At 44.5% G+C, this 24,099-nt stretch carries 38 protein-coding genes; 1 reads left to right on the top strand and 37 read right to left on the bottom strand.

Features of this window, described 5'->3' with window-relative positions:
* Positions 1-53 precede the first annotated feature (53 nt).
* The 12 genes from LKD36_RS09960 to LKD36_RS09905 all read right to left on the bottom strand — a co-directional run bounded on the left by LKD36_RS09960 (position 54) and on the right by LKD36_RS09905 (position 9,066).
* On the bottom strand, positions 54-269 hold the full coding sequence (locus tag LKD36_RS09960) for a macro domain-containing protein (protein ID WP_331465207.1): 216 nt from the start codon (positions 267-269) through the stop codon (positions 54-56).
* Between the two features lie 51 nt (positions 270-320).
* A complete protein-coding gene (locus LKD36_RS09955) occupies positions 321-476 on the bottom strand; it encodes a hypothetical protein (RefSeq protein WP_308459497.1) in 156 nt (51 codons plus the stop codon).
* A 216-nt stretch (positions 477-692) separates the two neighbouring features.
* Positions 693-914 (bottom strand): hypothetical protein, encoded by a 222-nt coding sequence (locus LKD36_RS09950; protein WP_308459496.1) that lies wholly within the window; start codon positions 912-914, stop codon positions 693-695.
* Between the two features lie 246 nt (positions 915-1,160).
* Entirely contained in the window at positions 1,161-2,000 is an 840-nt protein-coding gene (locus LKD36_RS09945) for a helix-turn-helix domain-containing protein (protein WP_308459495.1), read from the bottom strand.
* 669 nt (positions 2,001-2,669) lie between these two features.
* Complete coding sequence (rpsI, locus tag LKD36_RS09940) at positions 2,670-3,062, bottom strand: 30S ribosomal protein S9 (RefSeq protein ID WP_118770685.1); 393 nt, start codon at positions 3,060-3,062, stop codon at positions 2,670-2,672.
* Positions 3,063-3,090: 28 nt separating this feature from the next.
* Positions 3,091-3,519, bottom strand: coding sequence for a 50S ribosomal protein L13 (rplM, locus tag LKD36_RS09935; RefSeq protein WP_118770686.1), 429 nt, complete (start codon positions 3,517-3,519; stop codon positions 3,091-3,093).
* Between the two features lie 140 nt (positions 3,520-3,659).
* Entirely contained in the window at positions 3,660-5,015 is a 1,356-nt protein-coding gene (locus LKD36_RS09930; RefSeq protein ID WP_308459494.1) for an MATE family efflux transporter, read from the bottom strand.
* Positions 5,015-5,764, bottom strand: coding sequence for a tRNA pseudouridine(38-40) synthase TruA (gene truA / locus LKD36_RS09925; protein ID WP_308459493.1), 750 nt, complete (start codon positions 5,762-5,764; stop codon positions 5,015-5,017). Before truA ends, LKD36_RS09930 begins: the two co-directional genes overlap by 1 nt.
* A gap of 13 nt (positions 5,765-5,777) precedes the next feature.
* Positions 5,778-6,602, bottom strand: a complete 825-nt coding sequence (locus tag LKD36_RS09920) for an energy-coupling factor transporter transmembrane component T family protein (RefSeq protein ID WP_308459492.1) — start codon at positions 6,600-6,602, stop codon at positions 5,778-5,780.
* 7 nt (positions 6,603-6,609) lie between these two features.
* On the bottom strand, positions 6,610-7,461 hold the full coding sequence (locus tag LKD36_RS09915) for an energy-coupling factor transporter ATPase (RefSeq protein ID WP_118770689.1): 852 nt from the start codon (positions 7,459-7,461) through the stop codon (positions 6,610-6,612).
* A complete protein-coding gene (locus LKD36_RS09910; protein ID WP_118770690.1) occupies positions 7,437-8,291 on the bottom strand; it encodes an energy-coupling factor transporter ATPase in 855 nt (284 codons plus the stop codon). The genes LKD36_RS09915 and LKD36_RS09910 overlap by 25 nt, the downstream gene beginning before the upstream one ends.
* Positions 8,292-8,463: 172 nt before the next feature.
* Positions 8,464-9,066: a GNAT family N-acetyltransferase gene (locus LKD36_RS09905; RefSeq protein ID WP_308459491.1), complete on the bottom strand. Its 603-nt coding sequence runs from the start codon at positions 9,064-9,066 to the stop codon at positions 8,464-8,466.
* A 105-nt stretch (positions 9,067-9,171) separates the two neighbouring features.
* Between LKD36_RS09905 and LKD36_RS09900 the strand changes: the two genes are divergently transcribed.
* Positions 9,172-9,693: a peptidylprolyl isomerase gene (locus LKD36_RS09900; RefSeq protein ID WP_118770692.1), complete on the top strand. Its 522-nt coding sequence runs from the start codon at positions 9,172-9,174 to the stop codon at positions 9,691-9,693.
* Positions 9,694-9,751: 58 nt separating this feature from the next.
* Here the strand turns inward: LKD36_RS09900 and LKD36_RS09895 are convergent, their stop codons facing one another.
* The 25 genes from LKD36_RS09895 to rpsQ all read right to left on the bottom strand — a co-directional run bounded on the left by LKD36_RS09895 (position 9,752) and on the right by rpsQ (position 24,072).
* Positions 9,752-11,017 carry an amidohydrolase gene (locus tag LKD36_RS09895; protein WP_308459490.1) on the bottom strand — a complete coding sequence of 422 codons (1,266 nt, stop codon included), beginning with the start codon at positions 11,015-11,017 and terminating at the stop codon, positions 9,752-9,754.
* 3 nt (positions 11,018-11,020) lie between these two features.
* Entirely contained in the window at positions 11,021-12,217 is a 1,197-nt protein-coding gene (locus tag LKD36_RS09890) for a pyridoxal phosphate-dependent aminotransferase (protein ID WP_118770693.1), read from the bottom strand.
* Between the two features lie 5 nt (positions 12,218-12,222).
* On the bottom strand, positions 12,223-12,624 hold the full coding sequence (locus LKD36_RS09885; RefSeq protein WP_308459489.1) for a PH domain-containing protein: 402 nt from the start codon (positions 12,622-12,624) through the stop codon (positions 12,223-12,225).
* A gap of 122 nt (positions 12,625-12,746) precedes the next feature.
* Complete coding sequence (locus tag LKD36_RS09880) at positions 12,747-13,271, bottom strand: bL17 family ribosomal protein (RefSeq protein ID WP_118770694.1); 525 nt, start codon at positions 13,269-13,271, stop codon at positions 12,747-12,749.
* Between the two features lie 134 nt (positions 13,272-13,405).
* Positions 13,406-14,365, bottom strand: a complete 960-nt coding sequence (locus tag LKD36_RS09875) for a DNA-directed RNA polymerase subunit alpha (RefSeq protein ID WP_118770695.1) — start codon at positions 14,363-14,365, stop codon at positions 13,406-13,408.
* Between the two features lie 34 nt (positions 14,366-14,399).
* Positions 14,400-14,993: a 30S ribosomal protein S4 gene (gene rpsD / locus LKD36_RS09870; RefSeq protein WP_118770696.1), complete on the bottom strand. Its 594-nt coding sequence runs from the start codon at positions 14,991-14,993 to the stop codon at positions 14,400-14,402.
* A 16-nt stretch (positions 14,994-15,009) separates the two neighbouring features.
* Positions 15,010-15,402 carry a 30S ribosomal protein S11 gene (gene rpsK / locus LKD36_RS09865; RefSeq protein ID WP_118770697.1) on the bottom strand — a complete coding sequence of 131 codons (393 nt, stop codon included), beginning with the start codon at positions 15,400-15,402 and terminating at the stop codon, positions 15,010-15,012.
* Between the two features lie 53 nt (positions 15,403-15,455).
* Positions 15,456-15,824, bottom strand: a complete 369-nt coding sequence (rpsM, locus tag LKD36_RS09860; RefSeq protein ID WP_118770698.1) for a 30S ribosomal protein S13 — start codon at positions 15,822-15,824, stop codon at positions 15,456-15,458.
* Positions 15,825-16,099: 275 nt separating this feature from the next.
* Positions 16,100-16,213, bottom strand: a complete 114-nt coding sequence (gene rpmJ, locus LKD36_RS09855) for a 50S ribosomal protein L36 (RefSeq protein ID WP_003497809.1) — start codon at positions 16,211-16,213, stop codon at positions 16,100-16,102.
* Positions 16,214-16,481: 268 nt separating this feature from the next.
* Positions 16,482-16,700: a translation initiation factor IF-1 gene (gene infA / locus LKD36_RS09850; protein ID WP_118770700.1), complete on the bottom strand. Its 219-nt coding sequence runs from the start codon at positions 16,698-16,700 to the stop codon at positions 16,482-16,484.
* 2 nt (positions 16,701-16,702) lie between these two features.
* Entirely contained in the window at positions 16,703-16,891 is a 189-nt protein-coding gene (locus LKD36_RS09845; RefSeq protein ID WP_118770701.1) for a KOW domain-containing RNA-binding protein, read from the bottom strand.
* Between the two features lie 23 nt (positions 16,892-16,914).
* Positions 16,915-17,670 carry a type I methionyl aminopeptidase gene (gene map / locus LKD36_RS09840; RefSeq protein ID WP_118770702.1) on the bottom strand — a complete coding sequence of 252 codons (756 nt, stop codon included), beginning with the start codon at positions 17,668-17,670 and terminating at the stop codon, positions 16,915-16,917.
* A gap of 3 nt (positions 17,671-17,673) precedes the next feature.
* Entirely contained in the window at positions 17,674-18,318 is a 645-nt protein-coding gene (locus LKD36_RS09835; protein WP_118770703.1) for an adenylate kinase, read from the bottom strand.
* A 96-nt stretch (positions 18,319-18,414) separates the two neighbouring features.
* The gene (gene secY, locus LKD36_RS09830) at positions 18,415-19,731 is read right to left on the bottom strand and encodes a preprotein translocase subunit SecY (RefSeq protein ID WP_118770704.1); all 1,317 of its coding nucleotides are present in this window, start codon (positions 19,729-19,731) and stop codon (positions 18,415-18,417) included.
* Positions 19,731-20,171, bottom strand: a complete 441-nt coding sequence (rplO, locus tag LKD36_RS09825; RefSeq protein WP_118770705.1) for a 50S ribosomal protein L15 — start codon at positions 20,169-20,171, stop codon at positions 19,731-19,733. Before rplO ends, secY begins: the two co-directional genes overlap by 1 nt.
* Before the next feature lie 26 nt (positions 20,172-20,197).
* Entirely contained in the window at positions 20,198-20,380 is a 183-nt protein-coding gene (gene rpmD, locus LKD36_RS09820) for a 50S ribosomal protein L30 (protein ID WP_118770706.1), read from the bottom strand.
* 14 nt (positions 20,381-20,394) lie between these two features.
* Entirely contained in the window at positions 20,395-20,904 is a 510-nt protein-coding gene (gene rpsE, locus LKD36_RS09815) for a 30S ribosomal protein S5 (RefSeq protein ID WP_118770707.1), read from the bottom strand.
* An 18-nt stretch (positions 20,905-20,922) separates the two neighbouring features.
* Entirely contained in the window at positions 20,923-21,291 is a 369-nt protein-coding gene (rplR, locus tag LKD36_RS09810) for a 50S ribosomal protein L18 (protein WP_117499439.1), read from the bottom strand.
* A 17-nt stretch (positions 21,292-21,308) separates the two neighbouring features.
* The gene (gene rplF, locus LKD36_RS09805) at positions 21,309-21,848 is read right to left on the bottom strand and encodes a 50S ribosomal protein L6 (protein WP_118770708.1); all 540 of its coding nucleotides are present in this window, start codon (positions 21,846-21,848) and stop codon (positions 21,309-21,311) included.
* An 83-nt stretch (positions 21,849-21,931) separates the two neighbouring features.
* On the bottom strand, positions 21,932-22,333 hold the full coding sequence (rpsH, locus tag LKD36_RS09800) for a 30S ribosomal protein S8 (RefSeq protein ID WP_118770709.1): 402 nt from the start codon (positions 22,331-22,333) through the stop codon (positions 21,932-21,934).
* A gap of 15 nt (positions 22,334-22,348) precedes the next feature.
* Positions 22,349-22,534 (bottom strand): type Z 30S ribosomal protein S14, encoded by a 186-nt coding sequence (locus tag LKD36_RS09795; protein ID WP_117499434.1) that lies wholly within the window; start codon positions 22,532-22,534, stop codon positions 22,349-22,351.
* Positions 22,535-22,545: 11 nt separating this feature from the next.
* Complete coding sequence (gene rplE / locus LKD36_RS09790) at positions 22,546-23,085, bottom strand: 50S ribosomal protein L5 (protein ID WP_118770710.1); 540 nt, start codon at positions 23,083-23,085, stop codon at positions 22,546-22,548.
* 26 nt (positions 23,086-23,111) lie between these two features.
* Positions 23,112-23,423, bottom strand: coding sequence for a 50S ribosomal protein L24 (rplX, locus tag LKD36_RS09785; protein ID WP_118770711.1), 312 nt, complete (start codon positions 23,421-23,423; stop codon positions 23,112-23,114).
* A gap of 13 nt (positions 23,424-23,436) precedes the next feature.
* The gene (rplN, locus tag LKD36_RS09780; RefSeq protein ID WP_087153629.1) at positions 23,437-23,805 is read right to left on the bottom strand and encodes a 50S ribosomal protein L14; all 369 of its coding nucleotides are present in this window, start codon (positions 23,803-23,805) and stop codon (positions 23,437-23,439) included.
* A gap of 12 nt (positions 23,806-23,817) precedes the next feature.
* The gene (gene rpsQ, locus LKD36_RS09775) at positions 23,818-24,072 is read right to left on the bottom strand and encodes a 30S ribosomal protein S17 (RefSeq protein ID WP_118770712.1); all 255 of its coding nucleotides are present in this window, start codon (positions 24,070-24,072) and stop codon (positions 23,818-23,820) included.
* Positions 24,073-24,099: the final 27 nt, after the last annotated feature.

The raw sequence follows: 24,099 nt of genomic DNA, 5'->3' as shown, positions 1-24,099 counted from the left end.
CCATAATAAAAGGCCCTCCTAATGATAATTATTTTATCATAGAAGGACCTTGCCTAGATTATTTTACAGAAAAAGTTCCACAGACTCATTTTTGCGCTGCCGGTCTCGCAGCCATGCAACGTACTGCACTCTGCAAGCAGCTCCGGTCCGGCTGCACGATGAATGCAGCCGTCCACACCGCCGCCACCCAAAAGAGAAGTGTTTGCAGCATTGACGATTGCGTCAACTCTCATTTTTGTAATATCGTTTCTGATAATTTGCAAAGGCATAAAGCATCCCCCATTCGTCAGATCAATGCCCGTGTCTATTGAACCATTTCCTCAAGCTGTCTCGATGCCCTTGATATAGAAGTAGGTGTCAGTTCCAAGTCCTTCGCAGCCTGACTTGTGGATAGTTCCTGTGCGCCTCCATAAATGAAATACAGTAGAAGCATCTGCGCCGATGGAAGTATTTCTTCCCGTGGCATTTTTCTGCACTGCACCGTTCCTGCAAATACACCTCCATAAAGAGCAAATATATTTGCTTTCCGTCTACAATAAAAGGAATCTTCTCACGAATCAAATATTCTTTCTGGCGATAGCTAAGTTCTTTTAGCACCAGCACAACGGGCAAGTTCTCATTATTCTGTATCCGAGCAATATGCTTTTTCAGTACTTCAATCTGCTCCAGTTCTGTCTTGGGATTCTTCAAATTCACTTTCCAAGCTTCTTTTTACTGTATTTCACGACCTCGGCCAGATGAAACGGGCAGATAGCCATAAAACTTCTCCTGGCACCCAACAATTCTTCTCTCTGTGGATGCCAGAGCCAGTTACTGACTCTCTCTGTCCAAGTGTTCCCTGCCGCATCAGAAAAACGCGATATTTTCGCCCAAAATGACTGCCTGTTGGGCAAAATAGCATCTTTCTCTTCCATATAGCCAAAGCGCTCCAACAAGAGTACTCCAGGTAATCATCGTTATCTGCAAACGCAGGAAGACCTCGATTCTGCTTCGCTTCATGGCCAGGTATCAGGAATGGTGCCTGGTCATTGTTTGGGATTATATTTTTATTGAAAATCATTCTTTCACTATTCCCAGACACATAATATAAAAGAAAGCTGGTCAAAAATGACCGGGATCATGCTCAGCTTATGAAATCAAATCGAACATATACTCTTCTATCAACTTATGTCTATTGCATTTTGGCGTTTAATCCATAATACATACGTTTGATATATTACTAGACAATGTATTGCTATCTCAAGTACAAGTCTAACCGTGCTATTCATAGACAGATACTGATTTGCATGAACTATAAGATTATAATTTGAATAAATGATGCGGAACATTCCCCAAATCGCAACCAAATAAATTATTATAGAATATATCTTACTTTTCTTACCCGAAACAAAATAAGCGAATGTTACTACAGCACCAACTATATTCGGGATAATTAAAACAATCCACCATAAAACAATCTGAACATTTGAATTAATTACCATATTTCCAGTTCCAGTAATACAGGTCGCAGCAAAAAATGCAACAATTACGGCACCCATCCTTTTTGGTGATAGCATTCCTTGTATGGCATTAACAAAACCATACGCAAAGAAAACAATCTGAATAAGCAATGCCAATACATTTATTACAATCGCTTGAATATCATTATAATCAATCATCTCTGATTGCAACGGGAATCTAATTATAATGTCCACAATAGTGATAAAAAATGAAATTACCACAAACGCATAAAGAGCTATCATTATGTTATTGACGCTTTTCTTTTCAATAACAGGGTTACGTTCTACTACTTTTTCCATTTCTTTTCCAGATAACAGGTCGTCAAGACTCACTTCCAGAATCTGCGATATTTTTTTAGTAGTAAGTAAATCAGGGTAACGATCCCCACATTCCCACCTTGATACTGCCTGTCTGGTTACATATAATTGCTCGGCAAGAGACTGTTGAGTCATTCCCTTTTCTTCTCTCGCTCTTCTTAGTTGTTCGCCAAATTCGACCATATTAAATCTGCTCCTTTCATAATTAGTTCATCTGCAGATGTAACCTTAGTATCACAAATTACTAGAACAACTTCAAGCAACACCTCAATAACTCATGTCACCATTATGGTGCGTCCGCTAAAATCAAGCATTTATCCCATTTACAAATCTATCGTTAAGTAAATCGGGAGTTGTCAGCTTCCCCAAAAGATTCTTTCTAGTATGCATCTTCTTTCGCCCTTGATAAGAACTATCTCAAGTTCCTATAGACTCGGTAAACTCCGATTTGCCAAAACTTTTCAACTAATCACATATCGGTCGGAACATCAGACCCTTTTAGATCATTCCATGCACTGTTTTCTGGGGTAGAAGTTAAAAGTTCCGAATTTTCGTTTTAATTTCGACCTCCGGTTGAGATACGCTTTTTTTCAGAAGCTTTCGCTTCTGTTCTTTCATTATGGCCATTTTTCCATTTTTTGTACAGCAATTACATATAAAATACTGATACTTTGTATTGCAATCTTCAGAAAGGTGGAAGTTACCTCTTCAAACTGGAAGTTCGAATTTCAATCAACCCTACCGTTAAAAATTCACTACTTTTTTCAAAAATTCAAGAAAACGCAGATATAAGAAAAGCCCCTAAAACACTGGGTTTTAAGGACTTTCCAAAAATTCTTATAAAATTGCAAATTATCGCTTGCTGAACTGCGGAGCGCGACGAGCTGCTTTGAGACCGTATTTTTTACGCTCTTTCATTCTCGGGTCACGAGTCAGGAATCCTGCTTTTTTCAGGATCGGTCTGTACTCCGGATCAGCCTGTACAAGTGCACGAGCGATACCGTGTCTTACAGCACCTGCCTGTCCGGTGTAACCACCACCACGAACATTTACCAGAACGTCGAATTTCTCGGTGTTCTCAGTAGCTGCCAGCGGCTGACGAACGATAACTTTCAGAGTCTCCAGTCCGAAATACTCATCGATGCTTCTTTTATTTACAGTAATGTTGCCGGTTCCCGGTACCAGATAAACTCTGGCGATGGATTTCTTTCTTCTTCCGGTTCCATAGAATTTTGTCTTAGCCATGATAATTTACCTCCTTCTTCCTACCTGATTAAAATGTCAGAACTTCCGGTTTCTGAGCGGTATGCGGATGCTCTGCACCAGCATAAACATGAAGTTTGGTGAACATCTCTCTTCCGAGCGGTCCTTTCGGAAGCATTCCTTTAACTGCGAGCTCAACAACCTTCTCCGGTTTCTTTGCAAGCATTTCTCTCAGAGTGGTCTCTTTCATACCACCTACATAGTCTGAATGATGATAGTAAATCTTCTGATCAAGCTTTTTGCCGGTCACTTTGATTTTCTCTGCGTTTACGATGATTACATAATCACCAGTATCGATATGCGGAGTAAAGATCGGTTTGTTCTTTCCTCTCAGCACTTTTGCTACTTCAGAAGCCAGACGGCCTAATGTATATCCGGTAGCGTCAACTACGTACCATTTTCTTTCCACTTTTGCTGGATTAGCCATGAAACTGTTCATAGGTGTACCTCCTGTTAAAATTCAAAGTTTTGTAGCTTTTATACGTAAAAACATCTTACCGGGGCATTGGATCAGATATTTTCTCGCGTTGTCACAGTTAATTATTATATGATAGACCGTGACTTGTGTCAACCGTTTTTTCAGCTTTTTTTGCCAATTTTAGAGATGATTTTCCGGTTAATATGCACCATGAAAATTACGGACATTGCAAAGGAAACAAGTTCTGCGATGGGGAATGCCCACCACACCAGTTCCACTCTCCCGGTCTGTGCCAGAAGGAATGCTGCCGGAAGCAATACTACCAGCTGTCTTGCCACAGATACATACATACTGTAGATAGATTTGCCAAGTGCCTGAAATGCACCACTCGCTGCTACACCGAAGCTTGCCAGCACAAAACTCAGGCTGATAATCCGAAGGGCCGGAATACCAAGAGCCAGCATCGTCTCGGACGCATCAAACATGAGCAGAAGCTGTTTCGGTAACAACTGGAAGGCAGCCAGTCCAAGCAACATGACAATTACTGCATAAGTCACAACATGACGAATAGCACTTACCACACGTTCTCTGCTCTGTGCACCGTAATTATAGGCAATAATTGGAGTGACTCCGTTGTTCAGTCCGAATACCGGCATAAAGACAAAACTCTGCAGTTTGAAGTACACGCCGAAGACTGCTGTTGCTGTAGAGGAAAACGTGATGAGAATCCGGTTCATACCGTAGTTCATGGCTGAGCCAATTGCCTGCATGACGATAGCCGGCAGCCCGATCTCATAGATCTGTCCAATGATCTCCGGATTCGGACGGAAACCTTTCATCTGAATCCGTACTTCTTTATTTTTCAAATGATTCAGACTCACAGCCAGCACTGCTGCCACCATCTGTCCTGCAACTGTTGCTGCGGCGGCTCCGGCCACTCCCATACGCGGCAGACCAAACATACCAAAAATGAGGATCGGGTCCAGAATAATATTGGTAAGCGCTCCTACGCCCTGCGTACACATGGTATACACCGTCTTTCCTGTTGCCTGAAGCAGACGTTCAAACATAATCTGGATAAAGACACCAAAAGACAGACAACAGCAGATGGAAATATACTGTCGGCCGTACTGCACGATTTCTTCGATATCTGTCTGGCTTCTGTAAAACGGCTCTGCCAGGAACAGTCCTACCAATAAAAACACCAGGTAACTCATGATTGCCAGAAAAACAGCATTTTCTGCAATCTTATTTACCTTTTCATAATCTTTCGCCCCAAGATAACGAGCCAGCAGTGCATTGACACCCACTGCCGTTCCTACACTGACTGCAATCATCAGATTTTGAATTGGAAATGCCATGGACACTGCAGTCAGGGCATATTCATCAATCCGTGCCACAAAAACACTGTCCACTACATTATACAATGCCTGCACCAGCATGGATATCATGATAGGCAGGGACATCGTAACAATCAGTTTCCCTATGGGCATGACGCCCATCTTATTTTCTTCCATTATTCTTTTTCTCCCTTAAAATGTATCTCCATAAGCGTCAGACCTTTGGCCGGCGCCGTCGGTCCTGCCAGCTTCCGGTCACGGCCTTCCAGAATTTCCGTCATCCGCTCCGGCTCCCATTCGCCCATACCGACTTTCATTAGTGTTCCTGCAATAATTCGAACCATATTGTAGAGAAATCCATTTCCCGTAATTCGAATCACAATCAGATCGCCCTCTTTTTCCACAGTTAATTCATAGATAGTTCGAACCGTAGTTTTCACCTGGGCGCCTGCTGCACAAAAACTCTGAAAATCATGCTCTCCTTCCAGATAACGCGCCGCCTCCTGCATCCGTGCAATATCCAGCGGCCGATACGTAAAATGTGCATTCAATCGATAGGCAGGAAGCGGGAACTCCCTGTTCAGAATATGGTATTCATAAGTTTTCACTGTTTTTTGGTATCTTGGATGAAAATCCAGAGGCACTTCACAGGAATTCTGAATCCGGATATCCTCCGGAAGACGTTGATTCAACGCATAAGAAAATTTATCTGCTGCCATCCTGGCTTCTGTATCAAACACTGCCACATTTCCCATGGCATGCACACCGGAATCTGTCCGGCTGGAACCCATTACATGGATTTCTTCCCCTGTCAGACTGCTGATGGCACGGTTCAGCATGGATTCAATTGTTTCTCCATTATTCTGTACCTGCCATCCCCGGTAATTGGTGCCGTCATAGGCCACCACCAGTTTCACACGTTTCATACGGATTCCTTTCCTATATAAACGAAATATAGTGATAGATCAGTCTTCCAAATACTACCATGGCTGCCATGTATGCCCAGACTGCCACATAAGCCATCCTGTCACAGCTCTCATAATGCAGTGGTTTCATCTTGGTACGCCCATCCCCTCCGTGGTAGCAGCGCGCTTCCATGGCCATGGCAAGATCATTTGCCCGACGGAACGCAGAGATAAACAGCGGCACCAGCAGAGGAATCATAGCCTTTGCTTTCTGAATCAGACCACCGGATTCAAAATCTGCTCCTCTGGCGATCTGCGCTTTCATAATTTTATCCGTCTCTTCCAGTAAAATCGGAATAAAACGAAGTGCGATGGACATCATCATAGACACTTCATGCACCGGTACATGGACCCTTTTCAGCGGCCCCAGTAATTTTTCCAGACCGTCTGTCAGATCATTCGGCGTGGTCGTCAACGTCATAATCGAAGAACCGATGATCAGGTAAATCAAACGGATCGCCATAAAAACGGCGGTCTTCAGACCTTTATCCGTAATTTTCAAAAATCCGAAATGCCAGAGAACCACGTCTCCATCAATCAAAAACAGATTAAATACCACGGTAATCATCAACAGCATGACGATTGCTTTCAGACCCTTTGTAATAAATTTAAATGGCACTTTGGATGTTTTGATCACAATGGCCAGAAAAATCGTAGCAATTACGTATCCTAAAATTCCCTTCGCCACAAAAAGGGAAATGACATACAGCATGGTTGCTACCAGCTTCACCCGTGGATCCAGCTGATGGATCACGGATTTTGCCGGATAGTACTGTCCTAATGTTATATCTCGAATCATATTATTTTCACCTCTGTCGCAGCCATTTTTCAATGGTCTCCGCAGCTTCCTCTACTGTGGTTGCCTCCGTATCCACAGACGCACCTTTTTCCTTCAACTCCTGCATGAGATACGTTACCTGCGGCGCCGCAAGTCCGATCTCCTCCAATTCTTTATAATGACGAAACACTTCCTTGGGTGTCCCGTCAAAACGTACCTCTCCCTGGTTCATAACAATCAGGCGATCCACATATCTGGCCACATCTTCCATACTATGGGAAACCAGAATTACCGTGATTCCTCTCTCTTTCTGAAGATAACTGATCTGATCCAGAATTTCATCCCGGCCTCTTGGGTCAAGTCCTGCCGTCGGCTCGTCCAGAATCAACACTTCCGGATCCATAGCCAGTACACCAGCAATGGCCACACGACGCTTCTGACCGCCGGACAGCTCAAAAGGAGAACATTTATCATATTCTTCTCCCATGCCAACCATACGGAGGGCTTTCTTCGCCCGTTCCTCAGCCTCTTCTTTACTGCACCCCAAATTCTTCGGACCAAAGCACACATCCGTCAGTACATCGATCTCAAAGAGCTGATGCTCCGGGTACTGGAACACCAGTCCGACTTTGCTGCGCAGTTCCTTCATGGAAAAATTTTCTCCATAGATATCTTTTCCATTAAAATAAATCTTTCCGCTGGTCGCCTTTGTCAATCCATTCAAATGTTGTGTCAACGTGGATTTTCCAGAACCGGTGTGGCCAATGAGACCCACAAACTGCCCATCCGGAATTTCCAGATTGATATTTTTGAGCGCATGCATCTCATATGCAGTTCCCTCGGAATAGGTATAATTTACATTTTTAACTTTAATTGACATAATTCTTCCACCAGTTCCTCATTACTCAGAATGCCATCGCGCAGAGGGAATCCTTTCTTCTGCAATTCATATGCAAGCAAGGTTGCCTGCGGTACATCCAAACGAAGTTCTTTCAGCTTCTCCACCTGTGAGAATACTTCTCTTGGAGTTCCATCCATGACAAGATTTCCGTCATCCATGACAAAGACATGGTCTGCCTCAATGACCTCTTCCATATAGTGGGTAATGAGTATAACCGTGATGCCTTCTTCCTTATTTAACTTTTTGACGGTCTCTATGACACTCTTTCTGCCGTGGGGGTCCAGCATAGCGGTCGGCTCATCCAACACGATACAGCGAGGATGCATAGCCATGACGCCTGCAATTGCCACACGCTGCTTCTGTCCACCAGACAGTTTATTAGGAGAATGTTTTCGGTATTTATACATACCAACTGCTTTTAAGCTTTCTTCCACCCGCTGCCAGATCTCATCGGTAGGCACGCCCAGATTCTCCGGGCCAAATCCCACGTCTTCTTCTACGATTGTTCCGATAATCTGGTTATCCGGATTCTGAAATACCATTCCCGCATTCTGCCGAATGTTCCAAAGTTCACTCTCATCCCTAGTATTCATTCCTTCTACCCAGAGCGTTCCCTCTGTCGGGGTCAGCAGGGCATTGATATGCTTCGCAAACGTGGATTTACCGGAACCGTTATGGCCCAGTACCGCGATGAACTGCCCGGACTGTATCTCCAGATTCACATGGTTTACCGCACGTTTTCTGGACTCTACGTTGCCCTCTTCGTCCATACTCTCATAATCAAATGTTACGTTCTCTGCCCTGATCATACTGCCTCCCAATAAAATCTTCTTTTACAGCCTCGTGAACCCGCGCTGTCGCGCTTACTGCCTGCTACGCAGGCGGTTCACTCGCTAATGGCGCAAGAAAAGAAAATACCACCTACGGTGGTGCTTTCTTTTCTTTTGCGCTCATTACATTATATCAAGAAACCTTGAAAATTCAAGAAAAATTCTGATTCTCCCACCAAAAATGCGCAAGATCCTGCCACTTTTCCTTTTGTCCGCCAGGGACTTTGATAAGCAGGGTTTCTGCCAGTTTCACAGAAGCTTTGTTTTCTTTCTCCGCAAAGAGATGCACTTTCTCCAGATCCAGCACGTTAAATGCATAGCGCAGCACCGTCTCCGCTGTTTCTTTTCCATATCCATTTCCCTGGCATTCGGGGGCGATCATATATCCCATCTCAATCTGCCCGGCCAGCCGTTCTGATGGGAAAAGTCCTGCCCGGCCAATGACACGTTCCTGTCCGTAAGCATCCTTTTCCAGCACCGTCCACAGGCCAAAGTCATAAAAGGCATACATATGCCTTACATAAGCTTTTGTATAGACTATTTCCTCTTCCAGTGTCGGCTGCATGGGCGCAATATATTTTCTCACAGCCTGATCTGTCCCGATCCGATATAATTCCGAAATATCCGAATCGATGGTTTCTCTGATCAGCAGCTGGTCAGTTCTTGCGATCTCCACCGGAATTCCCGCTTTTCGAAGTGCATCTCTTTTTTCAAATTCCGGGTCCAGTTCCCAGTCGCTCTCATTTTCCTTCATATCTGTCCTTTACCTTCCGCTCAAAATCCGTTACAATAATACTAAATGAACCCGTGAGGATTTTCAATCCGCCGGAGACTATTTATTTTAAAGGAGATTTTTCATATGGCACAGAATCCTGTTATTACCATCGAAATGGAAAATGGTGATATCATCAAAGCAGAACTTTATCCGGAGATCGCTCCGAACACCGTGAATAACTTTATCAGCCTGGTAAACAAAGGCTTCTACAACGGTCTGATTTTCCATCGCGTCATCGAAGGCTTCATGATCCAGGGCGGATGCCCGGACGGAACCGGCATGGGTGGTCCTGGATACTCCATTAAAGGAGAGTTCAACCAGAACCGTTTTAAAAATGATCTGAAACACAGCGCAGGCGTCCTTTCCATGGCAAGAGCCATGCATCCGGACAGTGCAGGAAGCCAGTTCTTCATCATGCACAAAGATGCTCCTCATCTGGACGGCGCATACGCTGCTTTCGGTAAGGTAACCGAGGGCATGGATGTGGTAAATAAGATCGCAGAATGCGATACAGATTTCCGTGATCGTCCGATTGTTCCTCAGGTGATGAAAACTGTCACCGTGGAGACATTTGGCGTGGATTATCCGGAACCGGAGACAAAATAATCATGTTTTCAAAAAGGCGATTTCCTCTTATCGGGGAAACCGCCTTTTTTATCTTCTATTAAGTTTTCAGCAGTTCTGCTGTCACGCCGCAGAACGCTTTCACTCCATTCATCAATGCTTTTTCCTGAAAATCAAACCGGTCATTGTGAAGAGGTGCTGAGCATCTGCTCACATTCAGGAAATAACAAGCCTGTCCGCCATGGGATCTCACCGCTTCCGACATACAGGAAAAATCTTCACTCACATTAGAGAAGGCTTCCGGGTCGCGCCATACCGGAATATTCAGCTGCTCAGCACATACCTGTTCCAATCGTTCGTTCAGCTCCGATGAATTACTGCTGCTCAGTGCTGTACCCATGAGATGTGTCTCTACCGTACAACCATGCATTTCCGCTGCACACTTGACAATTCGCTCTGCATAGGTCTGCATATACTGATTGGCTTCCGACGTCTTTCCCCTTACTTCCAATTCCATGTGAGCAGCATCACAGATAATATTTCGCCCGCTTCCCGCAACCAGCTTTCCTACATTGATTCTCGTATCCGCCTTCCCATGTTGTGGAATGGCCTGTAAATTCAATACTGCAGTCGCTGCTGCCAGCAATGCATTATTTCCCTGTTCTGGCGCTGCCGCCGCATGGGATGCTTTCCCATGAAAATCCACATCCAGCTTTGTGGTAGCCAGTCCATGACCCGCTGTTATACAGATACCACACGGATGCTGCTCAGACCCTCCATACATATGAGCGGCAAGCAGAAAGTCGACATCCTCCAGGTGACCATTCTCCACAATTGCCCGGGCTCCTCGAACACCTTCCTCTGCTGGCTGGAAAATAAACTTTATCGTTCCGTGAAGCTGTTCTCTCATCTGACACAATAGTTTCGCAGTACCTAAACCTACGGTGATATGCCCATCATGTCCGCAGGCATGCATATACCCCGCGTGCTCAGATCGAAAGCCCTCCTGAGCAGGAAAATGATCCAGTTCTTCACACTCCCTTACAGGAAGTGCATCTATGTCAAATCGCAACGCTACCGTGGGACCCATTCCACAATGCAGCATACCGATCACACCTGTCATGCCACCGCCTTCCGGTACCCCCATACGCGCTTCTGCTTTACATACCTGTTGATCCGTCAGCACCTCATCGCAGCCATATAGATGTAATAAATCCGCAATTCTGCCAGATGTCCGAAATTCCATCCAGCCCGGTTCCGGATGCCGATGAAAGTCTCGCCGAAGTTCTGACAATTCTGATGCGGAAGCTTCTGCATATTCCGTTATTTTCTGCCAAATCCGGCTTTTTTCTGTATCATCCATCATTCTCTAATTTTCTGCCTTCAGTTCTTCCATAATCGCCTTAAATACCGGCAGGGAATCCAGAATTGTCTTCTCTGCCACACAGTAAGAGATTCTTACATACCCGGGGCATCCGAAACTGTCACTGGGAACTACCAGTACATCATGCTTCTTTGCACGCTCAGAGAACTCTCCTGCATCTCCGCTCTTCTCCGGAGATTTCACAAAAAGATAGAATGCTCCCTGAGGCCGTACGCAGTCATAGCCGAGCCTTGTCAGACCATTGTAAAGAAGATCTTTATTTCGAGCATAAGCCTCAATATCACTTGGTACATCCGCACACATGGCAACCGCTTTCTGGAACAACACCGGCGCACATACAAAGCCCAGCGCACGTCCTGCACCATTTACCGCAGCCATCACACGTTTGGAATCTGCCATCTCATCCGGCACGATGATATAACCAATGCGCTCACCCGGTAAAGACAGGGATTTGCTGTAAGAATAACATACAAATGTGTCATTATAATATTTCGGAATATATGGTACATTCAGTCCATCATACACAATCTCACGATAAGGTTCATCGGCAATCAGATAAATAGTATGTCCATACTCTTTTTCTTTCTTACAAAGCACTTTAGACAATTTGATAATCGTATCCTCCGAATAAACGACGCCGCTTGGATTATTCGGAGAATTAATAATAATGCCCTTCGTCTTCGGACTCAAAAGTTTCTCAAAAGCTTCAAAATCTATCTGAAAACTCTCTGTATCAGCCGGAGTAATGAGCAGCTTTGCCCCTGCATTTTCCACCCAAACCGTGTATTCCGGGAAGAACGGTGCAAAGGTGATAAACTCATCCCCTGGATTGGTGATGGCATGAATGCTGATATTAAGAGAGGCCGCAGCACCCACTGTCATATAGAAATTATCCCCGCTGAAATGGGTTTCAAATCTGCGGTTTACAGATTCTGCCAGCATCTGCTTTGCTTTTGGATCACCAGATGCCGGAGAATAACTGTGCAGCACCTCTGCTGGTTCTTCCAGAAGCTTCAGTAGTGCATCTTTTACCTCATGGGGTGCCGGAATGCTGGGATTTCCCAGACTGAAATCATATACCTTGTCCTCTCCTACAACTTTTTTTCTCTCCAGACCATAAGCAAAGAGCTCGCGAATAACGGAGCTCTTACTTCCAAGGCCATACATGGTCTCGTTTATCATTTTGATTAATCCTCCTCATGATCGTGATCACAGTCACAGTCGCAATCACAATCATCATCCACTGTCATATATTCGCGGGAAGATACCCGTTTTTTCACACGTTCTTTTTCTACCGCCTCTGAAATCAGTTCTTTGACCCGTCTGGAGTCCTTTACATTTTTAATGCACAGTTTTGGGGTAGATTTATCTACCGTATCGCAGGTAATGGTTCCCAGTCCAAACAGTCTCTGTACGAAAGACCGCTCCAGTGTCAGATCCATAATACGGTACAGCCGGATCTCCTCCTCTTTTTTAGAAAAAACTCCGGATTCTACAATAAATTTTTCCGACGTACAAATGTATTTTGTAAATGTCCACGGAAGTCCAAAAAATGTCCATCTTTTCCGATCGCTCCAAAGAATATCCATATGAGATACCTGCCTTTCCCTGTTTGTATCCATTATAGAAGATTTCTACTTAGATGGCAATTCCTGTATCATAAAAAAACCGCAGGAATTTGTTCCTGCGGTTCAAAAGGTTCAAACTTAAATTAAACGAGCTCCAGAAGAACTTCCATAGCTGCGTCACCTTTTCTCTGGCCGATTTTAACGATACGGGTATATCCGCCGTTTCTTCCAGCGTATTTCGGTGCGATCTCATCGAAGATCTTAGCAACCATATCTACTTCTTTGGTCTTTTTGCTTCCCTCTACCGGAGTTTTAACGGTGTAGAGAACTTTCAGCATCTGTCTTCTTGCATGAAGTCTGGACGGAAGATCTTTTTTGATCTCTTTCTCAACTTCATCATAAACAGTTACTTTCTTTCCATCAACAACTTCTTTGACTCTCTTACCATCTTTGTCTTTACGAGCAACTTTAGCGGTAACTTTTACAGTCTCGAAATTATCTTTCTCTTTTACGCCAAGAGCGATCAGACCTTCAGCGATCTTGCGGATCTCTTTAGCCTTAGCCTCAGTAGTAACGATTTTGCCATTAGCCAGCAGTGCAGTTACCTGACCTCTGAGTAATGCTTTTCTCTGTGCAGCAGTTCTGCTGAGTTTTCTATATTTTGCCATTTTTATTTTCCTCCATTTGGTTGCGCCCCTGCACACGCTTCATCGGACTTACTGTCCAGGGGTCTGGCTTCAACTTACATACATCTACCCGCATTACGCTCATCGGACTTACTAATGCGGGCAGTTATCATTCCTTACTCCTCGCTCTGGTTTAACTCCAGACCAAGTTCTTTCAGTTTTGCAAGTACCTCTTCCAGAGATTTACGACCAAGGTTACGAACCTTCATCATATCCTCAGAAGTGCGGTTGCAAAGCTCTTCTACAGTATTGATTCCTGCTCTCTTCAGACAATTGTAAGAACGTACGGAAAGCTCCAGCTCATCGATGTTCATCTCAAGAACTTTTTCTTTCTCATCGCTCTCAGTCTCAACCATGATCTCTGCCTGTTTTGCATTTTCGGAAAGATCAATGAACAAGCTTAAATGCTCGCTCAGAACCTTTGCTGCAAGGCTGACAGCCTCGTCCGGAGCCAGTGTACCATTGGTGTACACGTCCAGAGTCAGTTTATCATAGTCGGTAACCTGTCCGACACGAGTATTCTGTACTGTAAGATTTACACGCTCCACCGGTGTGTAGATGGAATCCACTGCAATCACACCAATCGGAAGCTCGTCATTCTTATTCTTGTCTGCGCTTACATAACCTCTTCCCTTGGTAATGGTCAGCTCCATATAAAGCTTGCTGTCTGCGCCGCCGTTTAAGTGAGCGATCACCAGATCCGGATTGAGGATCTCAATATCCGGATCACACTGGATATCTCCAGCAGTGACTACACCTTCACCTTCAAAATCAATGTAAGCGACCTTTGCTTCCTCTGAATCGCTGTTATTCTTGATGGAAAGGCTCTTGATGTTCATGATGATCTCAGTCACATCTTCTTTAACGCCCGGGATAGAGCTGAATTCATGAAGTACGCCGTCAATCTTTACCTGGCTTACTGCAGTGCCCGGCAGGGAGGACAGCATAATTCTTCTCAGGGAGTTGCCGAGGGTCGTACCATAGCCTCTTTCCAATGGTTCAACAACGAACTTACCATATTTTTTATCTTCTGAAATATCTGCTATTTCAATCTTGGGTTTATTAAATACCACCACGAAAAGCCCCTCCTGTTCTGTGTTAGGCGACAAATTACTTGGAATACAGCTCGACGATAAGCATCTCGTTTACCGGGACATCGATCATGTCTCTGGTCGGGAGCTCTTTAACTACACCTTTCAGGTTCTCCTGATCGGACTCAAGCCACTCCGGAACAAGTCTTCCAGCGGTGGTCTCAAGTACAGCTTTGTAACGATCAGATCCTTTGCAGGACTCTTTGATCTCTACAGTGTCACCAGCTTTTACAAGATAAGACGGGATGTTAACCTGTTTTCCGTTTACAAGAACGTGTTTGTGGTCAACGATCTGTCTTGCCTCCTGACGGGTTCTTGCAAATCCAAGACGGAAGATTACGTTATCCAGTCTGGTCTCAAGCATAACCATCAGGTTCTCACCGGTCATACCTTTCATACGATCAGCCTTTTTGTAGTAATTACGGAAAGGTTTCTCAAGTACACCGTAGATGAATTTTGCTTTCTGTTTCTCTCTCAGCTGAAGTCCGTACTCGGAAATCTTCTTATTGCCTCTCTGAGAATGTCTGTTAGATTTTTTATCAATTCCTAAATAGATCGGGTCCAGATCAAGGGACCGGCATCTTTTAAGGACAGGTGTTCTATTTACTGCCATCTTTCATACCCTCCTATTAAACTCTTCTGCGTTTCGGCGGCCGGCATCCGTTGTGCGGTACCGGAGTAACGTCTGTGATGCTGACAACCTCAAGTCCACAAGCCTGAAGTGCACGGATTGCAGCTTCTCTTCCTGAACCAGGTCCTTTTACAAATACATCTACAGTCTTCAGACCGTGAATAAGAGCTGCTTTGGTAGCAGTCTCAGCAGCCGTCTGAGCAGCGTAAGGAGTAGATTTCCTTGAACCTCTAAAACCAAGACCACCGGCACTTGCCCAGCTCAGTGCGTTACCTTCTGCATCTGTCAGGGTAACGATTGTGTTATTAAAAGATGACTGGATATGTGCCTGTCCGCGTTCAACGTTTTTCTTGATACGCTTTTTTGTCACTTTTTTCGTAACTTTAGCCATTTCTAAACTAACCTACTTTCTTAAATACATTCTATCGATTAACAGGGTACTACTTATTTCTTCTTATTAGCAACAGTCTTCTTCGGACCTTTTCTGGTTCTTGCATTGGTCTTAGTTTTCTGACCACGAACCGGAAGGCTTCTACGATGACGAACACCTCTATAGCATCCGATCTCCTGAAGTCTCTTGATATCCATAGCGATCTGTCTCTTCAGATCACCCTCGACGGTCTGAGTCTCGTCGATAACAGCACTGATTCTTTTAACCTCATCGTCAGTCAGATCTCTGACACGGGTATCCGGGTTAACCCCAGCCTGTGCAAGAATACGATTGGAGCTTACTCTTCCGATTCCGAAGATGTAAGTCAGACCGATCTCAACACGTTTTTCTCTCGGTAAATCTACACCAGCAATACGAGCCATTGTGATTATTCCTCCTAATAAAAAATTGGGTTCCGGGCGTTTTTTAATAGGTGCCCGTTGACACTTTCCTAAATGAGACACGCTCTTTTGGCGCATCCAGCCGGATAAATACCCGACCTTTCAGATACTCTGCATCCGCATTTCTCCGTTTTAAGCAATATCATTGTGAATAATCCTGGTCAAATCTATTTTGTAATCACGAAGATACCTGCTGTTTAAAGGCATCCCGTGCAGCCGCACAAAAATAATTTTCCACAAGAATCACAGTTCGCGAATTAGCCCTGACGCTGTTTGTGCTTCGGATTCTCGCAAATTACTCTGATACTACCTTTTCTTTTGATGATTTTGCATTTCTCGCAAATGGGTTTTACAGATGATCTTACTTTCATCGTAAAAATCCTCCTTTCACATCTTGCGTTTTCTTTTGTCTTCCCACCACTGGGTTTTGAAGCAGAAATTTAAAGAAAACAAGGCATTTCTTGTTTCCGATCTTCACAAAAACCACTGAAATGCGCACAAAAAACAGGCGCAATGATCCCGTGAAAATCATACTAGAGTATAGTAGCATATCAATTTCCAAATTGCAAGAGTTTTTTTGAAAATTTCAAAAAAGACAGATCCGTAACGAACCTGTCTTATACAATCATATTTACTTTCCTATTTATCTCTCCAGATAATACGTCCCTTGGACAGATCATACGGGGAGAGCTCGATGGTCACTTTATCACCCGGCAGGATACGGATGAAGTTCATCCGGAGTTTACCACTGATATGTGCCAGTACTTTGTGTCCATTCTCCAGCTCTACCTGGAAGGTAGCGTTGGGGAGTTTCTCAATTACAGTTCCTTCGATTTCAATTGCATCTGCTTTAGACATTTTTATTCCTCCATTGTCCGGTGTATTACCTGGACATGTCTGCGTTTTTTCTTTTTCGGATTCTCCGCTGTCCGGTGAACCCCGTCTGCTAACCATACATATTCCGCATCTGCGCGGATTATGACATAGATTCTGTTTCGGTCATGGCCAGCCTTGCTTCTGGCCAGCATTCCCGCTTCCATCTTTACCATAGATCATTCTCCCTTAAGAGGATCTACTGATGAAGAGTCAGGATCTCCGGCTCGCCGTCAGTGATGAGAACCGTGTTCTCATAATGTGCGGACGGAGAATGGTCTTCTGAGATAACGGTCCATTCATCATCCAGCCATTTGACTTTCCAGGTTCCCATATTGATCATGGGCTCAATGGCCAGTGTCATACCCGGCACCAGTTTGATACCGTGGCGTTTCTGACGGAAGTTCGGAATCTGAGGATCTTCATGAAGATTGGTTCCAATTCCATGACCTACCAGATCCTGTACAATTCCGTAACCGAATCCGCTTACGTAATCATCAATGGCTGCGGAAATATCAAAAAGATGATTTCCTGCTTTTGCCTGTTTGATTCCTTCGAAAAAGCTTTGTTTCGTCACATCCATCAGTTTCTGAACTTCCGGGCTTACCTTGCCTACCGCATGGGTTCTCGCTGCATCAGAATGATATCCTTTGTAGATGAGTCCTGCATCCAGGCTTACGATATCTCCTTCTTTCAGAATGTGATCGCGGCGCGGAATGCCGTGAACAACTTCTTCATTGACTGAAACACAGATAGAGGCCGGAAAACCGCCGTAATTCAGGAAATTCGGGGTGCAGCCAAGACGACGGATGGTTTTGTCTCCGCACTCATTAATTTCCATTGTGGAAATACCCGGTCTGATGATCTTTGCCATCTCATCATGGACTATCTCCAGCAGGCGGCCGGCTTCCCGCATCAATTCAATTTCTCTTGCAGATTTAATCGTAACTGACATTTCTTATACTCCCAGAATGTTCAGAATCTCCTTGAAGACATCCTCCATATCGACAGAGCCGTCTACTTCTCTTAAGATTCCCTGATTCTTATAATAATCAATCAGCGGCTGGGTCTGCTCATGATATACGCCAAGACGTTTCTGAACGGTCTCTGGCTTATCATCATCACGAAGAATCAGCTCGCCGCCGCATACATCACAGATTCCCTCTTTTTTGGTCGGTGCATATACCAGATGATAGGTAGCTCCGCAGCCTACGCAGGCACGGCGTCCGCCCATTCTCTTAACGATATTCTCGTCCGGAACTTCAACGTCAATGGCATAGTCCATTTTCTCACCAATTGCCTGCAGTGCCTTGTCAAGACTTTCTGCCTGCGGGATCGTACGTGGAAATCCATCCAGAATGTAACCTTTTTTGCAGTCATCCTGCTGAATTCTGTCTACTACCAGATCGCATACCAGTTCATCCGGAACAAGCAGTCCCTGATCCATGTAAGTTTTCGCTTTTTTTCCAAGCTCAGTTCCGTTTTTAATATTTGCACGGAAAATATCTCCTGTGGAAATGTGCGGAATACCACACTTCTCAGCGATTTTTTTAGCCTGTGTTCCTTTTCCAGCTCCGGGAGCTCCTAACATAATAATTTTCATAATAGTGTCTCCAATTTATACCAGTTTATGCATTTTAAAATAGCCTGTACAAAATTACCATTCTGGCACTTCCGTACAGGCTTTTTTCTGTATCGACTAATCGTTCAGAAAACCTTTATAGTAACGTACCAGCATCTGGGATTCGATCTGTTTTAATGTTTCCAGAACAACTCCTACAATGATGATGATGGACGTGCCTCCGAAGGATACATTAGCGCCAAAGACACCATTGAATACGATCGGGATCACACATACTATAATCAGTCCTACTGCACCGATAAATACAATGTAATTTAAAATCTTGCTGAGATATTCCGTAGTCGGCTTACCCGGACGAATACCTGGAATGAATCCACCCTGGCGCTTCATATTATTGGAAATCTCGATCGGATTGAAGGTAATGGATGTGTAGAAGTATGCAAAGAATACTACCAGCACAATATATACCACAAGACCGATAGAATAGATAGGTCTGCTGGGATCACACCAGCTTGACTGGCTTAATCCAGCCAGAATCTTGGAACCGATACCTGTTCCTCCTGTTTTGCCCAGAAGAGAAGCAATGACTCCCGGGAAACTCATCAGGGAAGAAGCGAAGATAACGGGGATAACTCCTGCAGTATTTACCTTCAGCGGGATATTCGTGGACTGTCCGCCTACCATCTTGCGGCCCTGCATTTTCTTTGCATACTGTACCGGAATTCTTCTTTCACCATCCTGAAGGATGATAACGAATACAACCGTAACAAGAACAACTGCAATGATAATGACTGCAGCGAGTACTGCATTCAGGATTGTCTTCCCTTTCATGAACTGATCATACAGTGTCACAAAATCATCCGGGATTCTGGACACGATATTGATCAGGAGCACGATGGAAATACCGTTGCCCACACCATATTCCGTGATTTCTTCACCAATCCACATAAGGAATGCACTTCCAGCTGTCATAGCGGCCACGACAACAATGCAATTCGGTACGTTAAAGGATTCCAGCAATCCTCTTCCGCCAAATCCGATCGTCATTGCAATACCTTCGATGAGAGCCAGTGCAACCGTCAAATAACGTGAAATGGTCTGAATCTTCTTTCTTCCATCCTCTCCATCCTTCTGCATCTCTTCCAGTTTCGGAATAGCGATGGTCAGAAGCTGTACAATAATGGAAGATGTGATGTACGGTGTAATACCAAGTGCAAATAAAGACATGCTGGTAAAAGAACCGCCGGTGAACGCATCAAAAAAATTGAATGCGTCACCGGTCTGTCTTGCGAACCATTCCTGGAAATAAGTTCTGTTTACACCTGGGATTGGAAGCTGGGAACCAAACCGTACAACGATTAACATTAAAAAAGTGAAGATCAGTTTCTTGCGAATATCTTCAATTTTAAATGCATTCCGCAGCGTTTTAAGCATTAGATCACCTCTGCTTTTCCACCAAGAGCCTCAATTTTAGCTGCTGCACTTGCAGAAAAAGCGTTTGCCTGTACAGTGAGTTTCTTGGTTAACTCTCCATTTCCAAGGATCTTAACTCCGTCTTTCGGGTTTTTAACAACACCCTCTGCAATAAGAGTCTCAACAGAAACTACACTGTCATTTTCGAATCTTTCCAGAGCGCTTAAGTTAATTGCAACGATCTCTTTTGTATTGCGATTAGTAAAGCCTCTCTTCGGAAGTCTTCTGTATAAAGGCATCTGACCGCCTTCAAAGCCCGGTCTCGGAGCTCCTGAACGAGCTTTCTGACCCTTATGACCTTTACCTGCTGTCTTACCGTTTCCTGAACCGTGTCCACGGCCTCTTCTGAAGTTATTGCTCTGTCTGGAGCCTTCAGCGTACTGTAAATTCGATAAGTCCATTGTGGCACCTCCTTACTGTCTGATAATTAGATTTCTTCCACTTTTACTAAGTGTCTTACATGCCAGATCATTCCACGAACTGCATCGTTATCCGGCATCTCAACAGTCTTGTTTACTTTCTTAAGACCAAGAGCTTCTACCGTAGCTTTCTGCTTCGGGATAGCGCCGATAGGAGATTTTACTAATGTGATCTTTAATTTCTCTGCCATTTTCATTCTCCTCCTTATGCCATGATCTCGTCAACAGACTTACCACGTTTCTTAGCGATCTCCTCCGGAGAGGTCAGACCAGCCAGACCTTCGATAGTAGCCAGTACAACATTCTGTTTATTGTTTGATCCCAGAGATTTGGTACGGATATTCTTGATACCAGCAAGCTCTACAACGGCACGTGCAGGACCTCCTGCGATGATACCGGTACCTTCCGGGGATTTCTTCAGCAGTACGGAAGCACTTCCGAACTTACCAAAGTTGTCATGCGGAATACTCTTATTGTCATCCAGTGCGACGGTTACAAGCTTCTTAACGGCATCTTCTCTGCCCTTACGGATAGCTTCCGGAATTTCAGTGGCTTTTCCAAGACCGGCGCCTACGTGACCGTTTCCGTCACCAACGACTACCAGAGCCGTGAAACGCATGCTACGTCCGCCTTTGACGGTCTTACTAACACGCTTAATTGATACGACTTTATCAGTCAGTTCTAACTGACTTGCATCAATGATCTCATGTCTCATGTTATGTCTCCTCCTCCTCTAAAATTCCAGTCCTGCCTCACGGGCTGCCTCAGCCAGTGCTGCAATCTTACCCTGATAAATGAATCCGCCACGGTCAAATACAACCTCTTTGATTCCTTTCTCAAGGGCTTTCTCTGCGATAACTTTTCCAAGATATGCTGCTGCATCAACGTTGTTGGTTTTCTCAAGCTCAGCTTTTACATCCTTCTGAAGGGTAGAAGCAGATACCAGAGTGTTTCCAACGGTGTCGTCGATAATCTGAGCATACATATGATTATTACTTCTGAACACTGCCAGACGCGGTCTCTCAGCGGTGCCGCTGATGTGGTTACGCAGTCTGTAATGCTTTTTAGCGCGAACTTCGCTTCTTGATTTCTTACTAACCATCTTTACACTCTCCTTATTTATTTCTTACCAGTTTTACCAACTTTACGTCTGATAACTTCGGTCTCATACTTGATACCTTTGCCCTTATACGGCTCAGGTCTTCTCTTATCGCGAATCTCAGCAGCGTACTGGCCAACTTTTTCCTTGTCGATTCCCTTAACGGTGATCTTGTTGCCATCTACAACAGCCTCAAGACCTTCCGGATCGGTCATCTCAACCGGATGAGAGTATCCAAGATGAAGAGTCAGGTTCTTTCCGGATTTGGAGCAACGATAACCAACACCGTTTACCTCAAGAACTTTCTCATAACCAGTATGAACACCTGTCACCATGTTGGAGATCAGAGTTCTGGTTAATCCGTGTAAAGATTTCATTTTCTTCAGATCGTTCGGTCTGGTCACTACTACGTGTCCATCCTCAACTTTGATTGTCATTTCTGCGGGAAGTACTCTTTCCAGAGTTCCCTTCGGGCCTTTTACGGTCACTTTGTTTCCCTCGGCTACGGTCACGGTTACTCCGTCCGGGATCGCTACCGGTAATCTTCCGATACGGGACATAATTCAAATCCTCCTTACTTAGATTTTCGGAAGGGACATGTTTGTCCCTTCTGTTTTCAGTGAGTTATATAGTAATGTATTTACTACCAAACAAATGCAAGAACTTCGCCGCCGACATTCAGCTCTCTTGCTTTCTTGTCAGTCATCACACCTTTGTTGGTGGAGATGATAGCGATTCCGAGACCACCGAGTACTTTCGGCAGCTCTTCTCTGCTTGCGTATACACGCAGACCCGGTTTGGAAATTCTCTTCAGGCCAGCGATAATTTTATCGTTCTTATCTTTTCCATATTTTAAGGTGATACGGATATCTTTGAAGTTTCCGTTATCTACCAGATCGTATTTCTCAACATATCCCTCATCTACCAGGATGTCAGCGATCGCAAGTTTCATCTTGGATACCGGTACATCTACGGTATCATGCTTTGCAGTGTTCGCATTGCGGATTCTAGTGAGCATATCTGCGATTGGATCGTTCGTTGTCATTTTGACGTCTCCTTTCTACCAGCTTGCTTTCTTTACGCCCGGGATCTGGCCTGCGTAAGCCAGCTCACGGAAGCAAATTCTGCAGATTCCATATTTTCTAAGGTAAGCATGCGGACGACCGCAAATTCTGCAGCGGCTGTATTCTCTGGTGGAGAATTTCTGTTTGCGCTGCTGTTTGATTTTCATCGATGTCTTAGCCATGAAATTCCCTCCTATTTAGCGAATGGCATATTGAATAAGCTTAACAGATAACGAGCCTCCTCGTCTGTCTTAGCGGTGGTAACGAAGATGATATCCATACCTCTTACTTTGTCCACTTTATCATATTCAATTTCCGGGAAAATCAGCTGTTCTTTGATTCCGAGTGCATAGTTTCCTCTGCCATCGAAAGCGTTCGGGTTTACACCACGGAAGTCACGTACACGCGGAAGTGCCAGGTTTACCAGACGATCCACGAACTCGTACATTTTCTCTCCACGAAGAGTAACTTTGCATCCGATCGGCATACCCTCACGGATTTTGAAGTTTGCTACGGAATTCTTTGCTCTGGTCAGAACTACTTTCTGACCGGTGATGGTCTCCAGATCTTTTACTGCAGAATCCAGCACTTTAGCATTCTCTTTAGCCTCGCCGACACCCATGTTGATAACAACTTTGTCAAGCTTCGGCACTTCCATAATGTTTTTATATTCAAATTTTTTGATCATAGCGTCTACGATCTCATTTTTGTACTGCTCACTGAGTCTACTCAACTTCTCCAGACCTCCTTCCTCAAATATTAGTCGATAACCTTACCGGTTGCTTTTGCAACGCGGACTTTCTTGTCTCCGTCCATCTTGAAACCGATTCTGGAAACTTTTCCTTCGCTTACGAACATAACGTTAGAAGCGTCGATCGGTCCTTCCTGATGTACGATTCCGCCCTGCTGGTTAGCCGGTGACGGTTTGGTGTGTTTTGTAATCATGTTTACACCCTCTACGAGGACGGTGTTGTTTTTGTGATTAACAGCGATAACCTTGCCTTCGCTTCCTTTGTCAGTACCGGCAATGACTCTGACGGTGTCGCCTTTTTTAATTTTCATTGTAGACATATTCCGATACCTCCTATAATACTTCCGGAGCAAGGGATACGATCTTCATGAACTGTTTCTCACGAAGCTCTCTAGCTACCGGCCCAAAGATACGGGTTCCTCTCGGGTTTTTATCCTCTTTGATAATAACTGCGGCATTCTCATCAAATTTGATGTAGGAGCCGTCTTTACGGCGAGCGCCTTTAACAGTGCGGACTACAACAGCCTTCACTACATCGCCCTTTTTAACAACACCGCCTGGTGTTGCATCTTTAACGCTGGCAACGATCACATCGCCGATGTTTGCATATCTTCTTGTAGAGCCGCCCATAACGCGGATGCAGAGTAATTCTTTTGCACCGGTGTTATCAGCAACTTTCAGTCTTGTTTCCTGCTGTACCATTGCGGCATCCTCCTATCTGGCTTTCTCAATAATGTTGACCAGTCTCCATCTCTTGTCTTTAGACAGCGGTCTGGTCTCCATAACTTTTACGGTATCACCGATTCCGCACTCATTATTCTCATCGTGCGCTTTTAATTTATAAGTCTTCTTAACGATCTTTCCGTAGAGCGGATGTTTTACATGGTTCTCTACAGCAACTACGATGGTCTTATCCATTTTATTGCTAACCACTTTACCGACACGGGTTTTTCTCAGATTTCTTTCCACGATTGTTCTCCTTTCTCAAACTGCAGC

The sequence above is a fragment of the Hominiventricola filiformis genome (genome assembly GCF_020686965.1).
In the GTDB taxonomy this organism is placed as follows: domain Bacteria; phylum Bacillota; class Clostridia; order Lachnospirales; family Lachnospiraceae; genus Hominiventricola; species Hominiventricola filiformis.
This window is presented reverse-complemented; position numbering and strand designations above follow the sequence as displayed.